The 16604-nt window shown below is 40.7% G+C and carries 11 protein-coding genes and 1 pseudogene; 8 read left to right on the top strand and 4 right to left on the bottom strand.

The window, feature by feature from the left end:
- The first annotated feature begins 90 nt into the window (after window positions 1–90).
- From paaX to PR699_RS12750, 6 genes are all read left to right on the top strand, one after another.
- A complete protein-coding gene (gene paaX / locus PR699_RS12775; RefSeq protein WP_004923446.1) occupies window positions 91–1029 on the top strand; it encodes a phenylacetic acid degradation operon negative regulatory protein PaaX in 939 nt (312 codons plus the stop codon).
- A 45-nt stretch (window positions 1030–1074) separates the two neighbouring features.
- Window positions 1075–1668, top strand: a complete 594-nt coding sequence (gene paaY, locus PR699_RS12770; RefSeq protein WP_004923444.1) for a phenylacetic acid degradation protein PaaY — start codon at window positions 1075–1077, stop codon at window positions 1666–1668.
- A gap of 1214 nt (window positions 1669–2882) precedes the next feature.
- On the top strand, window positions 2883–3461 hold the full coding sequence (locus tag PR699_RS12765; RefSeq protein WP_004923436.1) for a fimbrial protein: 579 nt from the start codon (window positions 2883–2885) through the stop codon (window positions 3459–3461).
- 58 nt (window positions 3462–3519) lie between these two features.
- On the top strand, window positions 3520–4212 hold the full coding sequence (locus PR699_RS12760; RefSeq protein WP_004923432.1) for a molecular chaperone: 693 nt from the start codon (window positions 3520–3522) through the stop codon (window positions 4210–4212).
- A gap of 21 nt (window positions 4213–4233) precedes the next feature.
- On the top strand, window positions 4234–6726 hold the full coding sequence (locus PR699_RS12755) for a fimbria/pilus outer membrane usher protein (protein WP_004923428.1): 2493 nt from the start codon (window positions 4234–4236) through the stop codon (window positions 6724–6726).
- 13 nt (window positions 6727–6739) lie between these two features.
- A complete protein-coding gene (locus PR699_RS12750; protein ID WP_040132675.1) occupies window positions 6740–7807 on the top strand; it encodes a fimbrial protein in 1068 nt (355 codons plus the stop codon).
- Window positions 7808–7856: 49 nt separating this feature from the next.
- On the opposite strand, the gene PR699_RS12745 is transcribed toward PR699_RS12750, so the two are convergent.
- Complete coding sequence (locus PR699_RS12745) at window positions 7857–9377, bottom strand: DHA2 family efflux MFS transporter permease subunit (protein ID WP_014657040.1); 1521 nt, start codon at window positions 9375–9377, stop codon at window positions 7857–7859.
- A gap of 16 nt (window positions 9378–9393) precedes the next feature.
- Window positions 9394–10566: a multidrug efflux MFS transporter periplasmic adaptor subunit EmrA gene (emrA, locus tag PR699_RS12740; RefSeq protein WP_004923418.1), complete on the bottom strand. Its 1173-nt coding sequence runs from the start codon at window positions 10564–10566 to the stop codon at window positions 9394–9396.
- Window positions 10567–11104: 538 nt separating this feature from the next.
- On the opposite strand from emrA, the gene glgB reads away from it, so the two are divergent.
- Entirely contained in the window at window positions 11105–13312 is a 2208-nt protein-coding gene (gene glgB / locus PR699_RS12735) for a 1,4-alpha-glucan branching protein GlgB (RefSeq protein ID WP_014657041.1), read from the top strand.
- Between the two features lie 3 nt (window positions 13313–13315).
- Complete coding sequence (glgA, locus tag PR699_RS12730) at window positions 13316–14755, top strand: glycogen synthase GlgA (protein WP_004923412.1); 1440 nt, start codon at window positions 13316–13318, stop codon at window positions 14753–14755.
- 347 nt (window positions 14756–15102) lie between these two features.
- Here the strand turns inward: glgA and PR699_RS12725 are convergent, their stop codons facing one another.
- Window positions 15103–15750 carry a hypothetical protein gene (locus tag PR699_RS12725; RefSeq protein WP_014657044.1) on the bottom strand — a complete coding sequence of 216 codons (648 nt, stop codon included), beginning with the start codon at window positions 15748–15750 and terminating at the stop codon, window positions 15103–15105.
- 776 nt (window positions 15751–16526) lie between these two features.
- A pseudogene (locus PR699_RS12720) lies at window positions 16527–16604 on the bottom strand (PAAR domain-containing protein); the annotation flags it as partial.

The raw sequence follows: 16604 nt of genomic DNA, 5'->3' as shown, positions 1-16604 counted from the left end.
GCCCTGTGTAGCAAATAGAAGACAAGCAAGATGTTTTTGTCTACTATTCATTCATATTTTTGATACAGATATTCATCGGATAATGACAAAATGGAAACTAAACTTAACCAATTTATACAGCATGCGCTAACCAGCCAGCCAATTAGTGGAACATCACTCATTATCTCTCTTTATGGCGATGCGCTACACCACCGCGGGGGCGAAGTATGGCTTGGTAGCTTAACCAATTTACTTGAACCAATGGGCTTTACCGACCGCTTTGTCCGTACTTCTGTATTTCGCTTACAAAAAGAAGGCTGGCTAGATGCTGAAAAAATCGGTCGTCGTAGCTATTACCGAATATCTGAACGTGGTCAAAACCAATTTCGTCACGCTGAAAGTAAAATCTATCAAAGTGAGCAACCCAATTGGGATGGCAAGTGGGATTTATTGTTACTTGAAGCCGCTGACAAAGATGAAAAAGCAAGGCTCAAAAAAGAGTTAAGCTGGTTAGGATTTGGTCAATTTAGCACCTCACTGATGGCAGCACCAAGTAGCGCTCAAAGCGATATTCCGTCATTACTTAATGAACTTAATGCAAGTGAAGAGGTGATCTACTTTCGAGCAGATTACCCCTATAACCGCTCCGAAAAACACCTAAAAGAGTTGGTGTCAGACAGTTGGTCGTTACAACAGGTGGCTGAACATTATCACCAATTTATCGTGTTATTTCGCCCACTCGCACTCTTATTAAAAGAGTTATCGGATGAGCAAATAACACCTGAGCAATGCTTTCAACTACGCTTATTACTGATCCACTTTTATCGCCGAGTGGTATTAAAAGATCCACTGCTACCCGATGAGTTACTTCCCGCACAATGGGAGGGGCAAATAGCCAGGAATCTGTGTATCAATATTTACCAGCGTGTTGAAGTAGCAGCAACACGCTACGTCAGCGAAATATGCGAAACAACTGTAGGGGAACTGCCGCAACCGACTACAACCTATTTCCGACGTTTTGGCGGTGTATTAAAAGAGATCGCGGCATAAATCTTCTTAAATACCGATGTAACTTAAACAGAAGGGGAACTCAATATGCCTTTTTATCAGATAGATGGCATCACGCCAGTTGTTAGTCCAGAAAGTTTTGTGCATCCAACCGCTGTGATCATTGGCGACGTGATTATCGGAAAAAATGTTTATATTGGCCCTAATGCGAGCTTACGTGGAGACTTCGGGCGCTTGATCATTAAAGAAGGGGCTAATGTTCAGGATAACTGTGTTATGCATGGTTTCCCGCAATACGATACCATCATTGAAGAAAATGGTCATATTGGTCACGGTGCGATTTTGCACGGCTGCCATATTAAGCGTAATGCCTTGGTTGGAATGAACAGTGTCATTATGGATGGCGCCGTGATTGGCGAGAATTCTATTGTTGGCGCTTGCTCCTTTGTGAAAGCAGAAGCGGTATTTGCAGATAATACGTTGATCGTAGGAACGCCTGCTAAAGCACAAAGAACACTGTCTGAAAAAGAAATAGCTTGGAAAAGCCGAGGTACGGCTGACTATCAAGACCTTGTTATCCGCTGCCAACAAAGCTTCAAAGAAGTTACCCCACTCACACAAGAAGAGCCAGATCGCCCGAAACTGACGTTTGAAGGTGTCATTCCGAAATCAGCCCTATAGTTACCCTACGAATAAAATAATAAGCACTCCACTTCGAGTGCTTTTATGCTCATAATTAAGTAAAGTCACTGATTATCGGCAATAAATCATCATTAAATTGATACTATTCTGATTCGCTTATATCGCCGTGTTTAATACAATCCCTTAGAAATAAAATAAGCAGTGGCTGTTTTTCAACCCACAATAACAAAGAATAACAATTCGTTATGGGTATTTATCGTGCAAAATACCACCCATGTTGAAAAATTCACCGCCTTTTCTTCTATGTGCAAAAGAAAAGGTAAATTAATAATAAAGTTAATTTGTTTTTTGCCGATAATGAAACCTGTAGAAATGAATAAATCATTTTTCGATAAATTAAGTTTAACTGGCAGATCTTTTTCGAAGTAAGCCAATATAAAATAAACCTTATTATTAATATGGTTATTTTATAGATATTAGCTATTAATATGATAGTTAAAACCTAAAATTGATTAATATTTACTCATCGATACGTCATTGTTTATATCAAAAAAATATTTCACATGGTGAATATATTTATTAACAATAATACATATTAAGAATAGTTTCATTTTTATATAAATATTTATTTTGACTAAACTTATTTATTAAGATTAAAAATTTGAATAAAATAAAATTATTAAAATGATTTTCATCAAAAAAATTTATGTATTTTGACTATTTATCAACTACTACCAAAGGAGTACCTGACTTAACATATTGATTTAAAATCAATAAAGAAATACAAATCCACAAAATGAAACGTTTGGTAACAAGTTTTTAACTCTACTTTTGCAGCCAAAAAATACATATAGCTCTGAATTAACTGAAATTAAAAAATAAAACACCACCCTCTTTTCAAAATACGCCCTTTAACACGTAATCAGCAATCTTTTCCGAGCCTAATTCGATATTTAATTTTTAAATCTAATATGAGTAATAATCCCCCTCTTTTTAAACAAATGATTACACGTATAATAGCGCCCTATAAAATTTGATATAAATCAAATTACCCTCAAATTTAAATGAGGCTGAAATATAAAGCGCCTTTGTTAAAAAGTGCCGTTTCGTATTTCTGTTTTTTAAATTCAACGTAATTAATAAATTTTTTTAAACTGGCTGAGGATGGCTTTCTATTTCTATAAATAACAGAAGGCGCAAACTTTGCCATTCCTCTTTTATTAACATATATACAGCTTTTCTCGGAGAAGAAAATGAATAACAAATTTGCATTATCAGTTGCAACGGCATTAATTCTTTCTGCTACACCAGCACTTGCTGCTGAAAAAGCAGCTGGTGGTGTAATTAACTTTAGTGGCGCAATTACTGATACAACTTGTACTATCAATGGCGGTAAAAGTGCGGATTTCACTGTTGCATTAAATCCAATCACTGTTGAAGATGCAGGCACGACTCAAGGCATTATTACTAAAAATAAAAAAACAGTATCACTCACTTTCTCTAACTGTACTTCTGCAAGCGGCGCTGCTGATACCCCTCTGAAAATTTATTTCTCATCTGCAAATAATATTTCTACTGATGGTAAGTATCTGCAAAATACCACAGTTAATGAAAATGACACGAGCGTTTCTCGTAACGTTGGTTTCGCCATTACTAAAACAACAGACCAAATTCCTCTGTTATTAAACCAACCATTCGTTACTGATATCAAAGGCAACGACTCTAACACTGAAACCTTAGCATTAGATATCTATTACTATAAAACGAATGCTCTGCCAGCAAGAGTTGGTAGCTTAAGCTCTAACGTCACTTATACCATTTCATATCTGTAATTATTTACCCAAATAGCCAGGCTATTTTATTAGCTTGGCTATTTCTGAGTTTATTATTATGCGCCTACTTATTTTATTTTCCTTACTCGCTAGTATTAATACTGCCTTTGCTAATATTGTTGTTAATGGAACACGCGTTATTTATCCAGAAAAAAATAACGAAACCATCGTACAACTTATTAATAATGGAAATGACCCAGCCTTAGTCCAATCATGGATTGACGATGGTGATATCAATTCAACACCAGAAACAGCCAATGTTCCTTTTTTGCTTTCTCCCCCTGTTGTTAAGGTATCAGGGAATGATGGGCAACAATTACGCATTAAAAAACTCCCCGCATCGCTGCCAACCGATCGCGAATCTGTTTTTTATTTAAATATATTAGATATCCCACCAACACCAGAACATCTGCAAGGGAAAAACACGATGCAGTTGGCGATTAAAACACGTATTAAACTGTTCTATCGTCCGAACCACTTACAAGCCGGTGTTGAACAAGCACTCGAACAGATTGAAGTGAAAGCGGAAAACAAACAATTCCGTATCACTAACAATAGTCCTTATTACGTCACTCTTGCGAATGTTGATGATAAAAAAGGTAAAAAAATATTGACCGATTCACTCATGGTAGCGCCGTTTTCACATGCTTTAGCACCAACTAAAACCGCTGTCAGTGCAGGTCAAAAATACAGTTTGCTCTATGTCGATGATCTCGGCGCCTATAAAAATAAAGATGTGATTGCAAAATAAAATATAAGAGAGCTTGTAATAATGAAGTTGCATGGCCGCCATAGGAGCCTATTAGCAGTTTGCCTAATTCTTGGAACATCAAAAAGCTGGGGGGTGAGTTTTGATACCTCTTTACTCGCTGGTGATTCCGCGAAATCCGATCTGTCTCGCTTTTATGAAGAGCAAAGCATGCCAGCGGGTACACAAGAGATGGATGTCTTTATTAATGGCGATTGGAAAGGCCGTTATCCTTTTATATTTACAGACTCTCACAACCGTATTTTTCTTAGCAAACGCGAAGCTGGACTTTTAGGGATCAAATTACCTGAAACATCGGATGAAGAGCAGGAATATACATTAGAACAATTGGTGCAAGGTGGTAGCTTTAATGTCGATATCAGTACATTAAGCATCAAAATGTCTATTCCACAAAGCTTTCTTTTGCGCAACGAAGTGGGCTATGTTCCTCCCGAATTTTGGGAAGAGGGTATCCCCGCAGCCATGCTTTCATATAACGCGACTTACTATAAAACAAAGAATAAAAATGGTGATAAATCATCGAGTGATGATCTCTACGCGGGTTTTGAATCGGGGCTCAATTTTAGCTCTTGGCAATTTCGCGATAGCAGCTCACTCCGAAAACATTCAGGTGATAGCTTAAAATGGGAAAATAATACACGCTATCTACGCAAAGCTTTACCATTATATCAATCCAATTTTATTGCAGGTGATTTTTACTCCCAGGGAACACTATTTGATTCAGTGCGAGTTCGTGGCGTTTCTCTCGCCTCAGACATTAATATGCGCCCCACTTCACAACAAGGCTTTGCCCCGATTGTTAGAGGTGTCGCTCAAACTAACGCCCTTGTCAAAGTCATACAAAACGGCAGTATTATTTACCAAGAAAACGTGCCACCAGGGCAATTTACCATCGATAATATTCAGCCAACAGGGTCGGCTGGCGATTTGTTAGTGATCGTAAAAGAAGCCAACGGGCAAGAACAATCTTTTACGGTTCCATTTTCTGCCGTACCGGGGATGTTAAAAGAGGGGGTAAGTAATTATGCCCTGCTCGCTGGTAAGGTGAACCAAGAAAATGGTCACTATCAGCCCAAATTTCTCCAAGGCACCTTCGAATATGGTTTTAATAACCTAATCACTGGCTACACGGGGGTGATTGCAAGTGAAGATTATCAAGCTTATCTGCTCGGCTCTGGTTGGAACTTACCTATTGGTGCTGTTTCTCTCGATATCACACATGCCAATACTCAATTACCTAATGACACGCAGAAAGGCCAAAGTATGCGAGTGTCATACAGTAAGTTTCTCAATACAACAGCTACCAATTTCACCTTAGCCGCCTATCGCTATTCGACCAAAGGCTATTATAGCTTCAGTGATTCGATTCATGCCCATGAAGGTTATCGTTTATATCAGGAAACTTTAGAAAAACAGGCCACAGAGACACTGCCTCATCGTGAATTACCTGCTTTCGATATAAATACGTGGGATTCTATGCGTGGGGTTCGTCCAAAAAATACCTTCACGATCAATTTAAATCAGCGCTTACCTGAAAACTGGGGAACCTTCTACGTTTCAGGCTCCCAACGTGACTATTGGTCGACTACCCCAACAACCCGCGAGTACCAACTAGGCTACTCGAATGCGTATTCAGATATCAGCTATTCACTGTCCGCTAGCCGAGTACGGGATGGTAAAGGCGAAGAAGAAAATCGCTACTATATTTCAATCAGTTTACCTCTGTCTGTATTTGATAATGATATATGGGTCAGCACAGGCCTTACTGCTACCGATTCTCACTATCAACAAAGTACCGTTTCTTTAAGTGGTACGGCTCTGGAAGCAAACCGATTGAGTTATTCACTTTCCGGCAGTAATCAGCAAGGTGGCCAAAACATGGCAAGCGCCAATGTGGCTTATCGCTCAAATGTTTCCACTATTGGTAGTTCACTCAGTGAATCTAATGACTACCATCAAACTGGGCTGAGTGCACGCGGCAGCTTAGTCGCTATACCTTGGGATATACTCGCATCTAACGAAATCGGCAATACAATGACCATCGTCAAAGCGCCCCATGCACAAGGCTTAATGGTGAATGGCGACCAAAGTATCGTGACCAATAAAGAAGGACTGGCATTAGTACCTTATGCAACGCCATATCGTAAAAATACGATTATGCTTTCAAATACAGAAAATACACAAGGCGCTGAAGTTATCGGCAATATGGCAAATAGCGCACCAATCGAAGGTTCAGTGAATTTAGTGAAATTCAAAACCGATACGCGCACCTCTTGGCTCAGTCGTGCATTACGACAAGATGGCAGTGCATTACCTTTCGGCGCAGAAGTAACTGACCTTCAAGGAGAAGCGATTGGCTATGTAGGGCAAGCCAGTGTGCTGTATTTAAAAGCAGAAGCTTTTCCTAAGTCGGTCATTATTCGGTTAAATGAGGGTCACTGCACCATTCATAACTTACCAGACAACCTTGACGGCCCCACTGGCGTTTGCCAATAACGAGATGAATGTCATGATGCGATCCTATCTTTTTTTAATCCTAATTCTCTTTAGCGGCTATAGTCAGGCAATTTGCCATGAAAGTGGCATAAGCTATGCTTCGCCAATTAGCATTGATTTGTCGGATAAACTCACCCCCGCCACCCCCGAGTGGACAACGACCATATCGACACAGTACTCAGGTAGCTTTAATTGTTCCACCCGCCAAAGCGAATTTGGTTATACCAAAATCCTGAATACTGACAACCAATATGCAACCATTTTGAGTTTTATGAATGGGAAATATCATGTCAGGGCACAAATCATTAATGATATTCCGAATAAGAAACTGAATAAATCAGGTCGTCACTCTGCTTCTGAGTTAAATACGCCAGTGACGATTAAATTTACGCTTGAACCAAAACAAGGCACGCTCATTGCCGGTGATACCGTCCATCTACATGATATTCTCTTCGTCACAGATTTAAGCGGAATGTCAATTTTTGATATTGTGCTATGGCCCGTTAAACAACTTCTGAAAATCCTACAATGGTTATTTAACGGTTTTAACTGGCCCTATGATGACCGTGATATGTTCGGTCAGCCACTAATATTAAAATATGCACCAAAATTAACTACTTGCGCTTTCCAAAATGCGGGGCTTGTTGTCACATTACCAACATTAAGCCGCCATCAAGTCATTAATGGAAACCAAGCTGGCTATACACCATTTTCATTGAATATGCGTTGTGAGAACCTTGGGGGCGCAAATAATACGGCAGAAAGAGCGATCGATGTCTTTTTATCTAGCAATAATCTGCTTAGCTCAGATAATACGGTTTTGATTGATAAAACAGCCAATGCCGCACAAGGTATCGGGCTACGCTTAGTTAAAACTAATGCGCCAAATACCCCTGTGGTGATTTCACAAAATCCAAACTCCCGAGGTAATGCAACGTCGCTGTTTTACGTAAATGCAGGAGGCCAACTGGAACCGCACTTTAGTATTCCAATGGCTGTTTACTATTATGCATGGGATCCTCAGCGAGCAACCCAAGGCACCCTCAAAACCACGGCGACACTCAATATTGTCTACCCGTAAGCTTCAAAAGATAAGAGCGCTAATCGTTAGCGCTCTTATCGTATTTAACTTACGCTTTACTACCAAAAGGCGGTTTTGCAAACCAGACGGTGATAATCAGTCCAATAAACACCCATCCACATAACCAAAAGATTTCATTGGCCGCAATGATTAATCCTTGGCTAGTGATCTCCTGCGCAATAAAGCCCGATGTCTGCTCATGACTTAAGCCATGTGCCGCCATCTCTTTATACATCTCTAGCGATTCAGGGTTATAGTCAGTGATGTATTCCGTTAACTGGCTATGATGGAGCGACTCTCTATCACTCCACATCGTGGTTGTGATTGATGTTCCTATCGAGCCTGCAAGAGTACGGAAGAAGTTTGCAAGACTTGACGCCGACGCCAGTTTTTCAGGGGGTAAACCTGACAGTGTTAACGTCGTCAGTGGCATAAAGAAGCAAGCCACAGCCATCCCTTGCACTAACTGAGGCCAAACTACGGCAGAAAAGCCCATACTTGGTTCAAAGGTATATGCCCGCCAGAAGAAACAAATCGCATAGAATACAAAACTAAATGTCACTATCCAGCGAATATCAAGGAAGTCTGACAATTTCGCGACGGGGGCAGAGAACAAGACGGGCAATAACCCTATCGGCGCAAGGGCCAACCCCGCCCATGTTGCCGTATACCCATAGACCTCCTGCAATAACTGGGGCAAGAGAACGATAGCACCAAAGTAGGCCATATAGGCTAAGCTAACGGAAATCGTGCCTATCGTGAAGTTACGTGATTTAAATAGTGCAAGCTCAACAACTGGATTTTTGTCTGTTAGTTCCCAAATAACCAAAAAAACCAATGCTATCGCGGAAATTACCGCTAATGTGACAATTTCATCAGAGGCTAACCATCCTAACTCTTTCCCCTTATCCAACAGGACCTGAAGGCAACCAACACCCACTGACAATAATGCCAAGCCAATCAAATTAAACGGGACATTAACTACTTTCGATTCCATTCCTTTAAGGATAATAGAGCCTACAATAACCACAAAAATACCCAGTGGAACGTTCATAAAGAAGATCCACCCCCAATGGAAGTTATCACTAATATAACCACCAAAAATAGGGCCAAACACCGGGGCTAAAATGATCGTCATTGACCAAAATGCCAATGCCATATTTTGCATTTTAGGGGGGTAGCAACGCATGATCAGACTTTGTGAAAGGGGGATCACCGGCCCCGCAACAGCACCTTGTAAAACACGAAATAAAATTAACATGCCAAGGCTATCAGAGAAGCCACAAAGTAATGAAAAGATAGTAAATAAAGCGGTTGCCCATATAAAAACACGGACTTCACCAAACCGTTTAGCAAGGAACCCAGAGATCGCAATGGAAATGGCATTAGAAACACCAAATGAGGTAATCACCCATGTTCCTTGTGACATTGAAACACCGAGATCACCAGCAATGGTTGGGATGGCAACGTTAGCGATTGTCGAATCCAGCACCTGCATAAAGGTTGCAAGTGACAATGCAATCGTTGCCCATACCAGCTTTGAGCCCTTTAGTGGTTGAATATCTGCCACAGCCACTCCTTTCGGGCTAATCCGCGTTTTCGTTAATAATCGTGTCGATCACCGAATCGACATCCGCCAGCTTTAACACCAGCACATCACTTTCAAATGCTGGCGTGTCACGCTGAACCTCTGCTAACACAGGGCCATTTTGATCTTTAATATCAATCGTTGCATTCATTGATAACCCAATACGCAACGGATATTTGGCAACCTGTTCAGGGTCTAGCTCTACACGGACAGGCAAACGTTGTACCACTTTAATCCAGTTACCCGTTGCATTCTGTGCAGGTAATAAAGAGAAAGCACTCCCCGTTCCCATATCCAAACCAGCCACTTTACCGGTATACACAATATCATCACCATAAAAATCACTGGTGAGTGTTACTGGCTGCCCTATGCGCACCTTTTCTAATTGTGTTTCCTTAAAGTTCGCATCCACCCAAACGGGTTGAGCTGGCACAATAGCCATCAAAGAGCCTTGCGGACCGACTTGTGAACCGACTTGCACATTACGACGCGAAACATAACCTGTGATAGGGCTTTTCACCTCTGTACGTTGCAAAGTAATCCATGCGTTGCGCACATTATCTGCGGCTTGTTGGATTGCCGGTTGTTTTCTCAACTCGGTATTGCGCAATAGTGCTTGGTTCGCATTATATTGCTGAATGGAGATATCTAAGGCTGCTTGCGCCAACTGCACCGCTTCTTGGGAGTGTTGTAAATCTTCTTTAGAGATAGTCCCACTTCGTCCTAAAGCGGCGCGGCGTTGATAATCTTTCTGTGCTTGCGCAAGTGAGATACGATTTTTTTGGATTTGCGCTTGGTATTCATCACCATTAATGTACAGCTCTTTGGTTTTGCGCACCGTGGTTGCGAGGTCATGTTTTGCCTGCTCGTAGGCTAGCCGTGCATTGGTTTTATCCAGAACCACCAGCACATCACCCGCTTTAACCAAATCGGTATTTTCAAAATTAACCTGAGTCACATTACCTGTAGTCTGCGCAACAATAGGTACTTGCACACCGGAGACATAAGCATCATCAGTATATTCTTGAAAACGTAATACCAAAAACCAATAAGCACCATAAGCAACAAACAGTAGAACAATAATAATTGAAGCAATTACCATCCAGACTTTTCTACGTTTTTCATTCTTCGTTTTTTGATTAGTTTCGGTTGAACTCGTTGGTTGATCCATAATAACTCTCTGGGTCTCACACTTTATTAATCACTACCCTTATATTTACGGACTAATGCTAATAAAGCAATAGAGAATTCCATTTAACAATATTAATTTTTAGTTTTGTCATTAATTAATGTTTTATATTTCACATCAATAAATGACAGTAATATTTAATCAAGAGCATCCGAAATTGAAAAGCATTTAAACGCATAGATTCAACTAGTTATAGATGTTGACTTTTTAGCACCTAGACTTATTATCATAAGAAACAAAACCATTTCCAATTCATCTATTTTTGATGACTTTACTTCAACACCAAGCAGCTTTATTGTTTTATCGCTATATTAAAATATAAAACATTCCTAATTTGATAGTTATTGACTTATCTCAATATTTTTATCAAATGAAATTGTGGACTATTATTTTGTATCATTGAAAAGATAAATAATAACAAATAGCGCTCGTTTTAACGCTACCTTTAGCATCTAAAAGTTAATCATGAAAACGATAATATAAGGCGGCTAGCTGCGACTGATTTCATTCAGGAGAGGTGATGAAAGAGAGAGAAAAACCATCAGAGCAACAACTGATCATCGATCAATTATTTGCCGGACATTATCGTGACCCTTTTGCTTTCCTTGGTATGCATCAACAAGGAAAAGTTACCTATTTTCGAGTCTTACTCCCAAATGCTCAAGAGGTCACCGTACTGGATAGGTTGACCGCAGCCCCCGTTGTGCAACTATCACGCCTTGATGAACGCGGCTTTTTTTCAGGCGATGCAACAGACTTAGACGCTAATTTCACTTATATTTTGCAGGTTAACTGGGGCAATTCACAACAGGTTATTGAAGATCCGTACCGTTTCGGCACATTACTACACGATGCAGATACCAAAGGCCTCCAGCGTACTTTCTCATTTGAAACACTCGGTGCGCATGTACGCCAAGTGGGTGATATTACAGGTACGCATTTTTGTGTTTGGGCACCGAATGCCCAACGAGTCTCTGTCGTGGGCGCTTTTAACTTTTGGGACGGTCGCCGATACCCAATGCGCCATCATCCCGAAAATGGCCTTTGGGAAATCTTTCTTCCCGCGATTCAGGCAGGTACTCACTATCAATATGAAATATTAGATGCAAAAGGCGAAGTACAATTAAAATCCGATCCTTATGCCTTTCGCAGCCAATTACGACCAGATACGACATCAATTGTTTCCCTGCTTCCAAAACAGCGCCACCCCACAGCACAGCAAATCCAATCGAACCAACGCAATGCCCCTATCTCTATTTATGAGGTTCACCTTGGTTCATGGCGGCGCTCAGCCAATAACCATAGTTGGCTCACTTACCGAGAACTGGCAGAAACATTACTTCCCTATGTTAAAGAGATGGGGTTCACCCATTTAGAAATATTGCCTATTAGCGAACACCCTTTTGATGGCTCATGGGGCTATCAGCCATTAGGTATCTACTCTCCTACCAGCCGTTTTGGGTCGCCGCAAGATTTGATTGACTTTGTTGATGAAGCACATCGATTAGGTATTAATGTGATCCTAGATTGGGTGCCCGGCCATTTTCCTTCGGATAATAGTGGGTTAGCCAATTTTGATGGTACGCCACTCTATGAGTATGCTGACCCAAAAGAAGGTAAGCACCGCGACTGGGATACTCTGATCTACGACTACCGCAGTCACGAGGTACGCCAGTTTTTATCCGATAATGCCGTCTATTGGGTAGATCGATTTGGCTTCGATGGCTTACGCGTTGATGCTGTTGCATCGATGATTTATCGCGATTATAGCCGCCCTGACGGCGAATGGATTGCAAACGAGTATGGTGGCAATATTAACCTTGAGGCCGTCAGTTTCTTACAGCATACCAACGAATTACTTCACCGTATCCAGCCTAATGTATTAATGGCCGCAGAAGAGTCGACAGACTTCTCTGGGGTGACATTGCCACCATCCCTTGGCGGACTTGGATTTAACTACAAATGGAATATGGGGTGGATGCATGACACGTTAAGCTATTTACAGCTAGACCCTATCGCCCGTAAATACCACCATAATAAAATGACATTCAGCGTGATGTATGCGTGGAGTGAAAACTACATATTGCCTCTATCTCACGATGAAGTTGTTCACGGTAAAGGTTCCTTATTGCGCAAAATGTCAGGCTCACCTGACCAAAAATTTGCCACGCTACGTGCCTATTATGGGTTTATGTGGGCGCACCCAGGTAAAAAGCTGCTGTTTATGGGGGGAGAAATCGCACAATGGCGTGAATGGGATCATGATGGGGAGTTAGATTGGCATCTGGTGGATATTCCTACCAGCCCGCATGCAGGTGTTCAACGTCTGATCAGAGATCTCAACGTTACTTATCGCAGTACACCCGCCCTGTACGATAACGATCACAATGAAAGTAGTTTTGAATGGGTGATCGTCGACGATCACGATAATTCGGTTTTTGCATTTATTCGCTACGCCGAAAATGGCGACCCGCTGCTTGTAATCAGCCATTTCACTCCAGTAACGCGAGCAGATTACCGCATTGGTGTCAGGCTACACGGTCAATATCAAGTCTTATTAAACACAAATGATTCACGCTATGGGGGCAGCGATAAGCATCCTGTTGCTCCTATTTCCAGCCAGCCAATCAAGGCACATGGTTGCCAGTATTCTATTGCATTGACGCTGCCACCGTTATCAACGCTATATCTGACCATAAAGCCAGCCACAAAGAAAAATAAGGAGTAAAAAATGAAAGTATTACATGTTTGTGCCGAGTTTTTTCCTTTATTAAAAACAGGTGGACTGGCTGACGTTGTTGCGGCACTCCCGCCCGCTCAGCGGCAACATGGTGCAGATGCGAGAGTCTTAGTGCCGGGTTTTCCTGCTATTATCAATCAACTTGCTGATAAACAAAAAGTCACGACCCTTAACACATTCGCAGGGGAAGTGACCTTATTTTATTGTCTATATAACGATACGCCATTATATCTTATTGAAGCACCGCACCTTTACCAACGAGAAGGTAGCCCCTATCACGATGGTTATAACAATGCCTATCAAGATAACTATCGCCGCTTTGGATTATTAGGTTTTATCGCCGCTGAACTAGCCAGAGGCTGTGACCCACTATGGCAAGCCGACATTGTGCATGCTCATGATTGGCATGCTGCCCTAGCCTGTGCCTACCTTGCAGCCTATGGCTACCCTGCCCGCTGTATGTTCACCATCCATAATATCGCTTACCAAGGGCTATTTTCACCCCATCATATTCATGAACTGTGGTTGCCCCCTGAGTTTTACAACGTTGATGGAATGGAGTTTTTTGGTCAACTCTCATTTATGAAAGCAGGGCTATTTTATGCCGATCATACTAACGCCGTTAGCCCGACCTATGCCAAAGAGATCTTAAATCCGCATTATGCTTATGGCCTCGATGGGCTTTTAAATCGGCTCAACCACGAGCAGCGCTTAAGTGGTATTTTAAATGGCATAGATACTGAAGTCTGGTCACCTTCAAGTGATGCCTTAATTGCGCAAAAATACAGTGAGCGTAGTGTAAAAAATAAGGTAAAAAACAAACTGGCTTTGCAACAATCCCTCGGCCTTGCACAACAAACGGATAAACCGCTCTTTGCTGTTGTTAGCCGAATGACCCGCCAAAAAGGTTTGGATCTGATCTTAGAAATTTTACCGGATCTACTGAGTTCTGGTAGTCAGTTTGTTTTACTTGGCAGCGGCGATCACGACCTCGAAAATGCCTATCGCCATGCTCAATCACAATATCCAGATCAGGTACGCGCGATTATTGGTTATGATGAGCCATTATCCCACCAAGTCATTGCAGGTGCAGACGTATTAATGGTGCCAAGTCGTTTTGAGCCATGTGGCCTGACACAGCTCTACGCGCTACGTTATGGCACGTTACCACTCGTGCGCAACACTGGTGGCCTAGCCGATACCGTGACAGATTGTTCATTGGAGGCGATAAAACGCAAAGAGGCAACAGGCTTTGTGTTTAATGAGAGTCATGCCGCCGATCTTAAATCCGCAATCGACCGCGCGTTAGCTTTGTGGGATTCTCCAGCACAATGGCAACAGGTCCAAAAAAATGCAATGGCAAAAGATGTGAGTTGGCAAAAGTCGGCGGAGGCGTATTTAAATATCTATCGAAGAGTGCTGGGGCGATGAGTTCTAGGCCCTGTAAATAATTCTATATATTTACCTATTTATAAAAGGTGGTCGTTCAAACGATCACCGAAATCAATAAATTTAAATGTTAGAGAAATTTCAATCATGCGGAATAGTATTCTCAGGTAATTCGGCTACTGCTTAATATTGCAAGCAGTTTCTCTTTAGCAAATTACAGAATATTACTCGTTTAATCTTATAGTGTGCTAATACCGGTTGATATTCATTTTCCAAATAAAAAAAACGCTTGACGTTCGCTACTTTGAATGATTTTTTTGTTTTGTGCCGTCAGCTTCATGACATTACCCATTTTAAAAAGCGGTATATTAACCGCCTATTGTTCATGATTAAAATAGCTTATTGATAACTTGCAGCTCGGGATTAATCGTAATGAGATCATCAATCATTTGGTCATAAATAGCAGGCCTATTTTGTTTCCAACCCACCATATCTGGGCGGTGATCAATCGCCATTGGCGTTTTTAATAGCGGATGATCAATAATGGGTGTTGTCAACCCATGGCGAGCACGGAAATTTTTTACGGCTTGGTATTCAAACGGCCACGCTAATAAAATTTCCATGTCTATTTCATAGCCTGTTGAGCTTTGTTCATTCTCATTATCTGCAAATAATGCAGACCATTCGATATGCTTGTCACATAAAGTAATAAGCCATTGAGCGACAACATCGTGATTTTCATTATACAATGCTTCTTGGCAGAAACGTTGATAGAATGGGTCAATAGGAATTCCGGCGCTTTCCCAATCTATTGTTTGGTTTTTCTCGCTTGCCAGCATTTCAATCGCTAGGACACCTAATTTCTGTGGTCGAGTGTACATAGGGAGTGATTCTGCCATTTTACCCGATTGAATACTTTCAATAATTTTATCGTAGCAAAAGTGCCCTATTCGAAAATCATTACAGGCGAAATCCATTAATAAAATTTCACCTTGCTCCGCTAAATTGAGAAATAATTCCTCTCTATTTTTTGTCATAAGATAATTTAATACAAACAGTATATTCTTATGGTAAAAAAAACGCTCAAATTCATAAGGTGAATCATTATCATTTTTGTATATTCTTCGCATGTATGTTAGTGCAATACTTGATAAGTAAGACTCTAGTAAAACTTCATAACGAATATAGCGTTCTGAGTTACTTAACCCATGTAATTCATCTAGACTATCTATAGTTTCGCTATATATGATTTTATTAATCTTTGCAACATCATTATTTGAAGAGTTAACTAAATTCTCTATATATTTAATTACTTTATTTGTTCGATTCATTTTGCCAAATCCTCAGAGATGAAAAATTCAGTGTATTTACTGTTATGTGAAGGATTAAATTCATTATCTAAACCTACTGTTATTTTATAACCAACTACCTGACACTTTTTCATACTTAATTTAATTTCTTTTAGTATTCTAAATTCTTTTCTAGTTAAAGAGTAATCATTATCACCATGAAATAAAGAGCGCGTTCAGCTAATTCAGTATGGCGTCTGATATTTTTTTATAGTCTACTTGTATTTCTGTAAGCTTTCCACTTAAAGGAGTTGCATTTGGACCAAACTTATCCTTCATCGTCGTTTTGATTTCAAACGTAACCCACTCAGGTGACGGTGACTCAATTTTGCAAATGAAATCATCTTCATAATCATTCATTATTTAAAGCTAACATACTGACTAACAACTGTATTCACTCATTCTTTATTGTTTTAACCCCATTGATTACAACACCCCGCTCAAGATACTTTTTTACTACTTGCTTAATCCACTGCGACAAGCACACACCCACCAGAGCAACCACAAGCCACTTTGTGACCTTCAAGTGCGACGGGAATTTC

The sequence above is a fragment of the Providencia sp. PROV268 genome, assembly GCF_028477805.1.
In the GTDB taxonomy this organism is placed as follows: Bacteria; Pseudomonadota; Gammaproteobacteria; order Enterobacterales; family Enterobacteriaceae; genus Providencia; species Providencia stuartii.
This window is presented reverse-complemented; position numbering and strand designations above follow the sequence as displayed.

Bases quoted from the DNA above. Each gene is read 5' to 3' on its own strand.
- paaX (WP_004923446.1), top strand. From the start codon at position 91: ATGGAAACTAAACTTAACCAATTTATACAGCATGCGCTAACCAGCCAG.
- paaY (WP_004923444.1), top strand. From the start codon at position 1,075: ATGCCTTTTTATCAGATAGATGGCATCACGCCAGTTGTTAGTCCAGAA.
- PR699_RS12765 (WP_004923436.1), top strand. From the start codon at position 2,883: ATGAATAACAAATTTGCATTATCAGTTGCAACGGCATTAATTCTTTCT.
- PR699_RS12760 (WP_004923432.1), top strand. From the start codon at position 3,520: ATGCGCCTACTTATTTTATTTTCCTTACTCGCTAGTATTAATACTGCC.
- PR699_RS12755 (WP_004923428.1), top strand. From the start codon at position 4,234: ATGAAGTTGCATGGCCGCCATAGGAGCCTATTAGCAGTTTGCCTAATT.
- PR699_RS12750 (WP_040132675.1), top strand. From the start codon at position 6,740: ATGATGCGATCCTATCTTTTTTTAATCCTAATTCTCTTTAGCGGCTAT.
- emrA (WP_004923418.1), bottom strand. From the start codon at position 10,566: ATGGATCAACCAACGAGTTCAACCGAAACTAATCAAAAAACGAAGAAT.
- glgB (WP_014657041.1), top strand. From the start codon at position 11,105: ATGAAAGAGAGAGAAAAACCATCAGAGCAACAACTGATCATCGATCAA.
- glgA (WP_004923412.1), top strand. From the start codon at position 13,316: ATGAAAGTATTACATGTTTGTGCCGAGTTTTTTCCTTTATTAAAAACA.
- PR699_RS12725 (WP_014657044.1), bottom strand. From the start codon at position 15,750: ATGACAAAAAATAGAGAGGAATTATTTCTCAATTTAGCGGAGCAAGGT.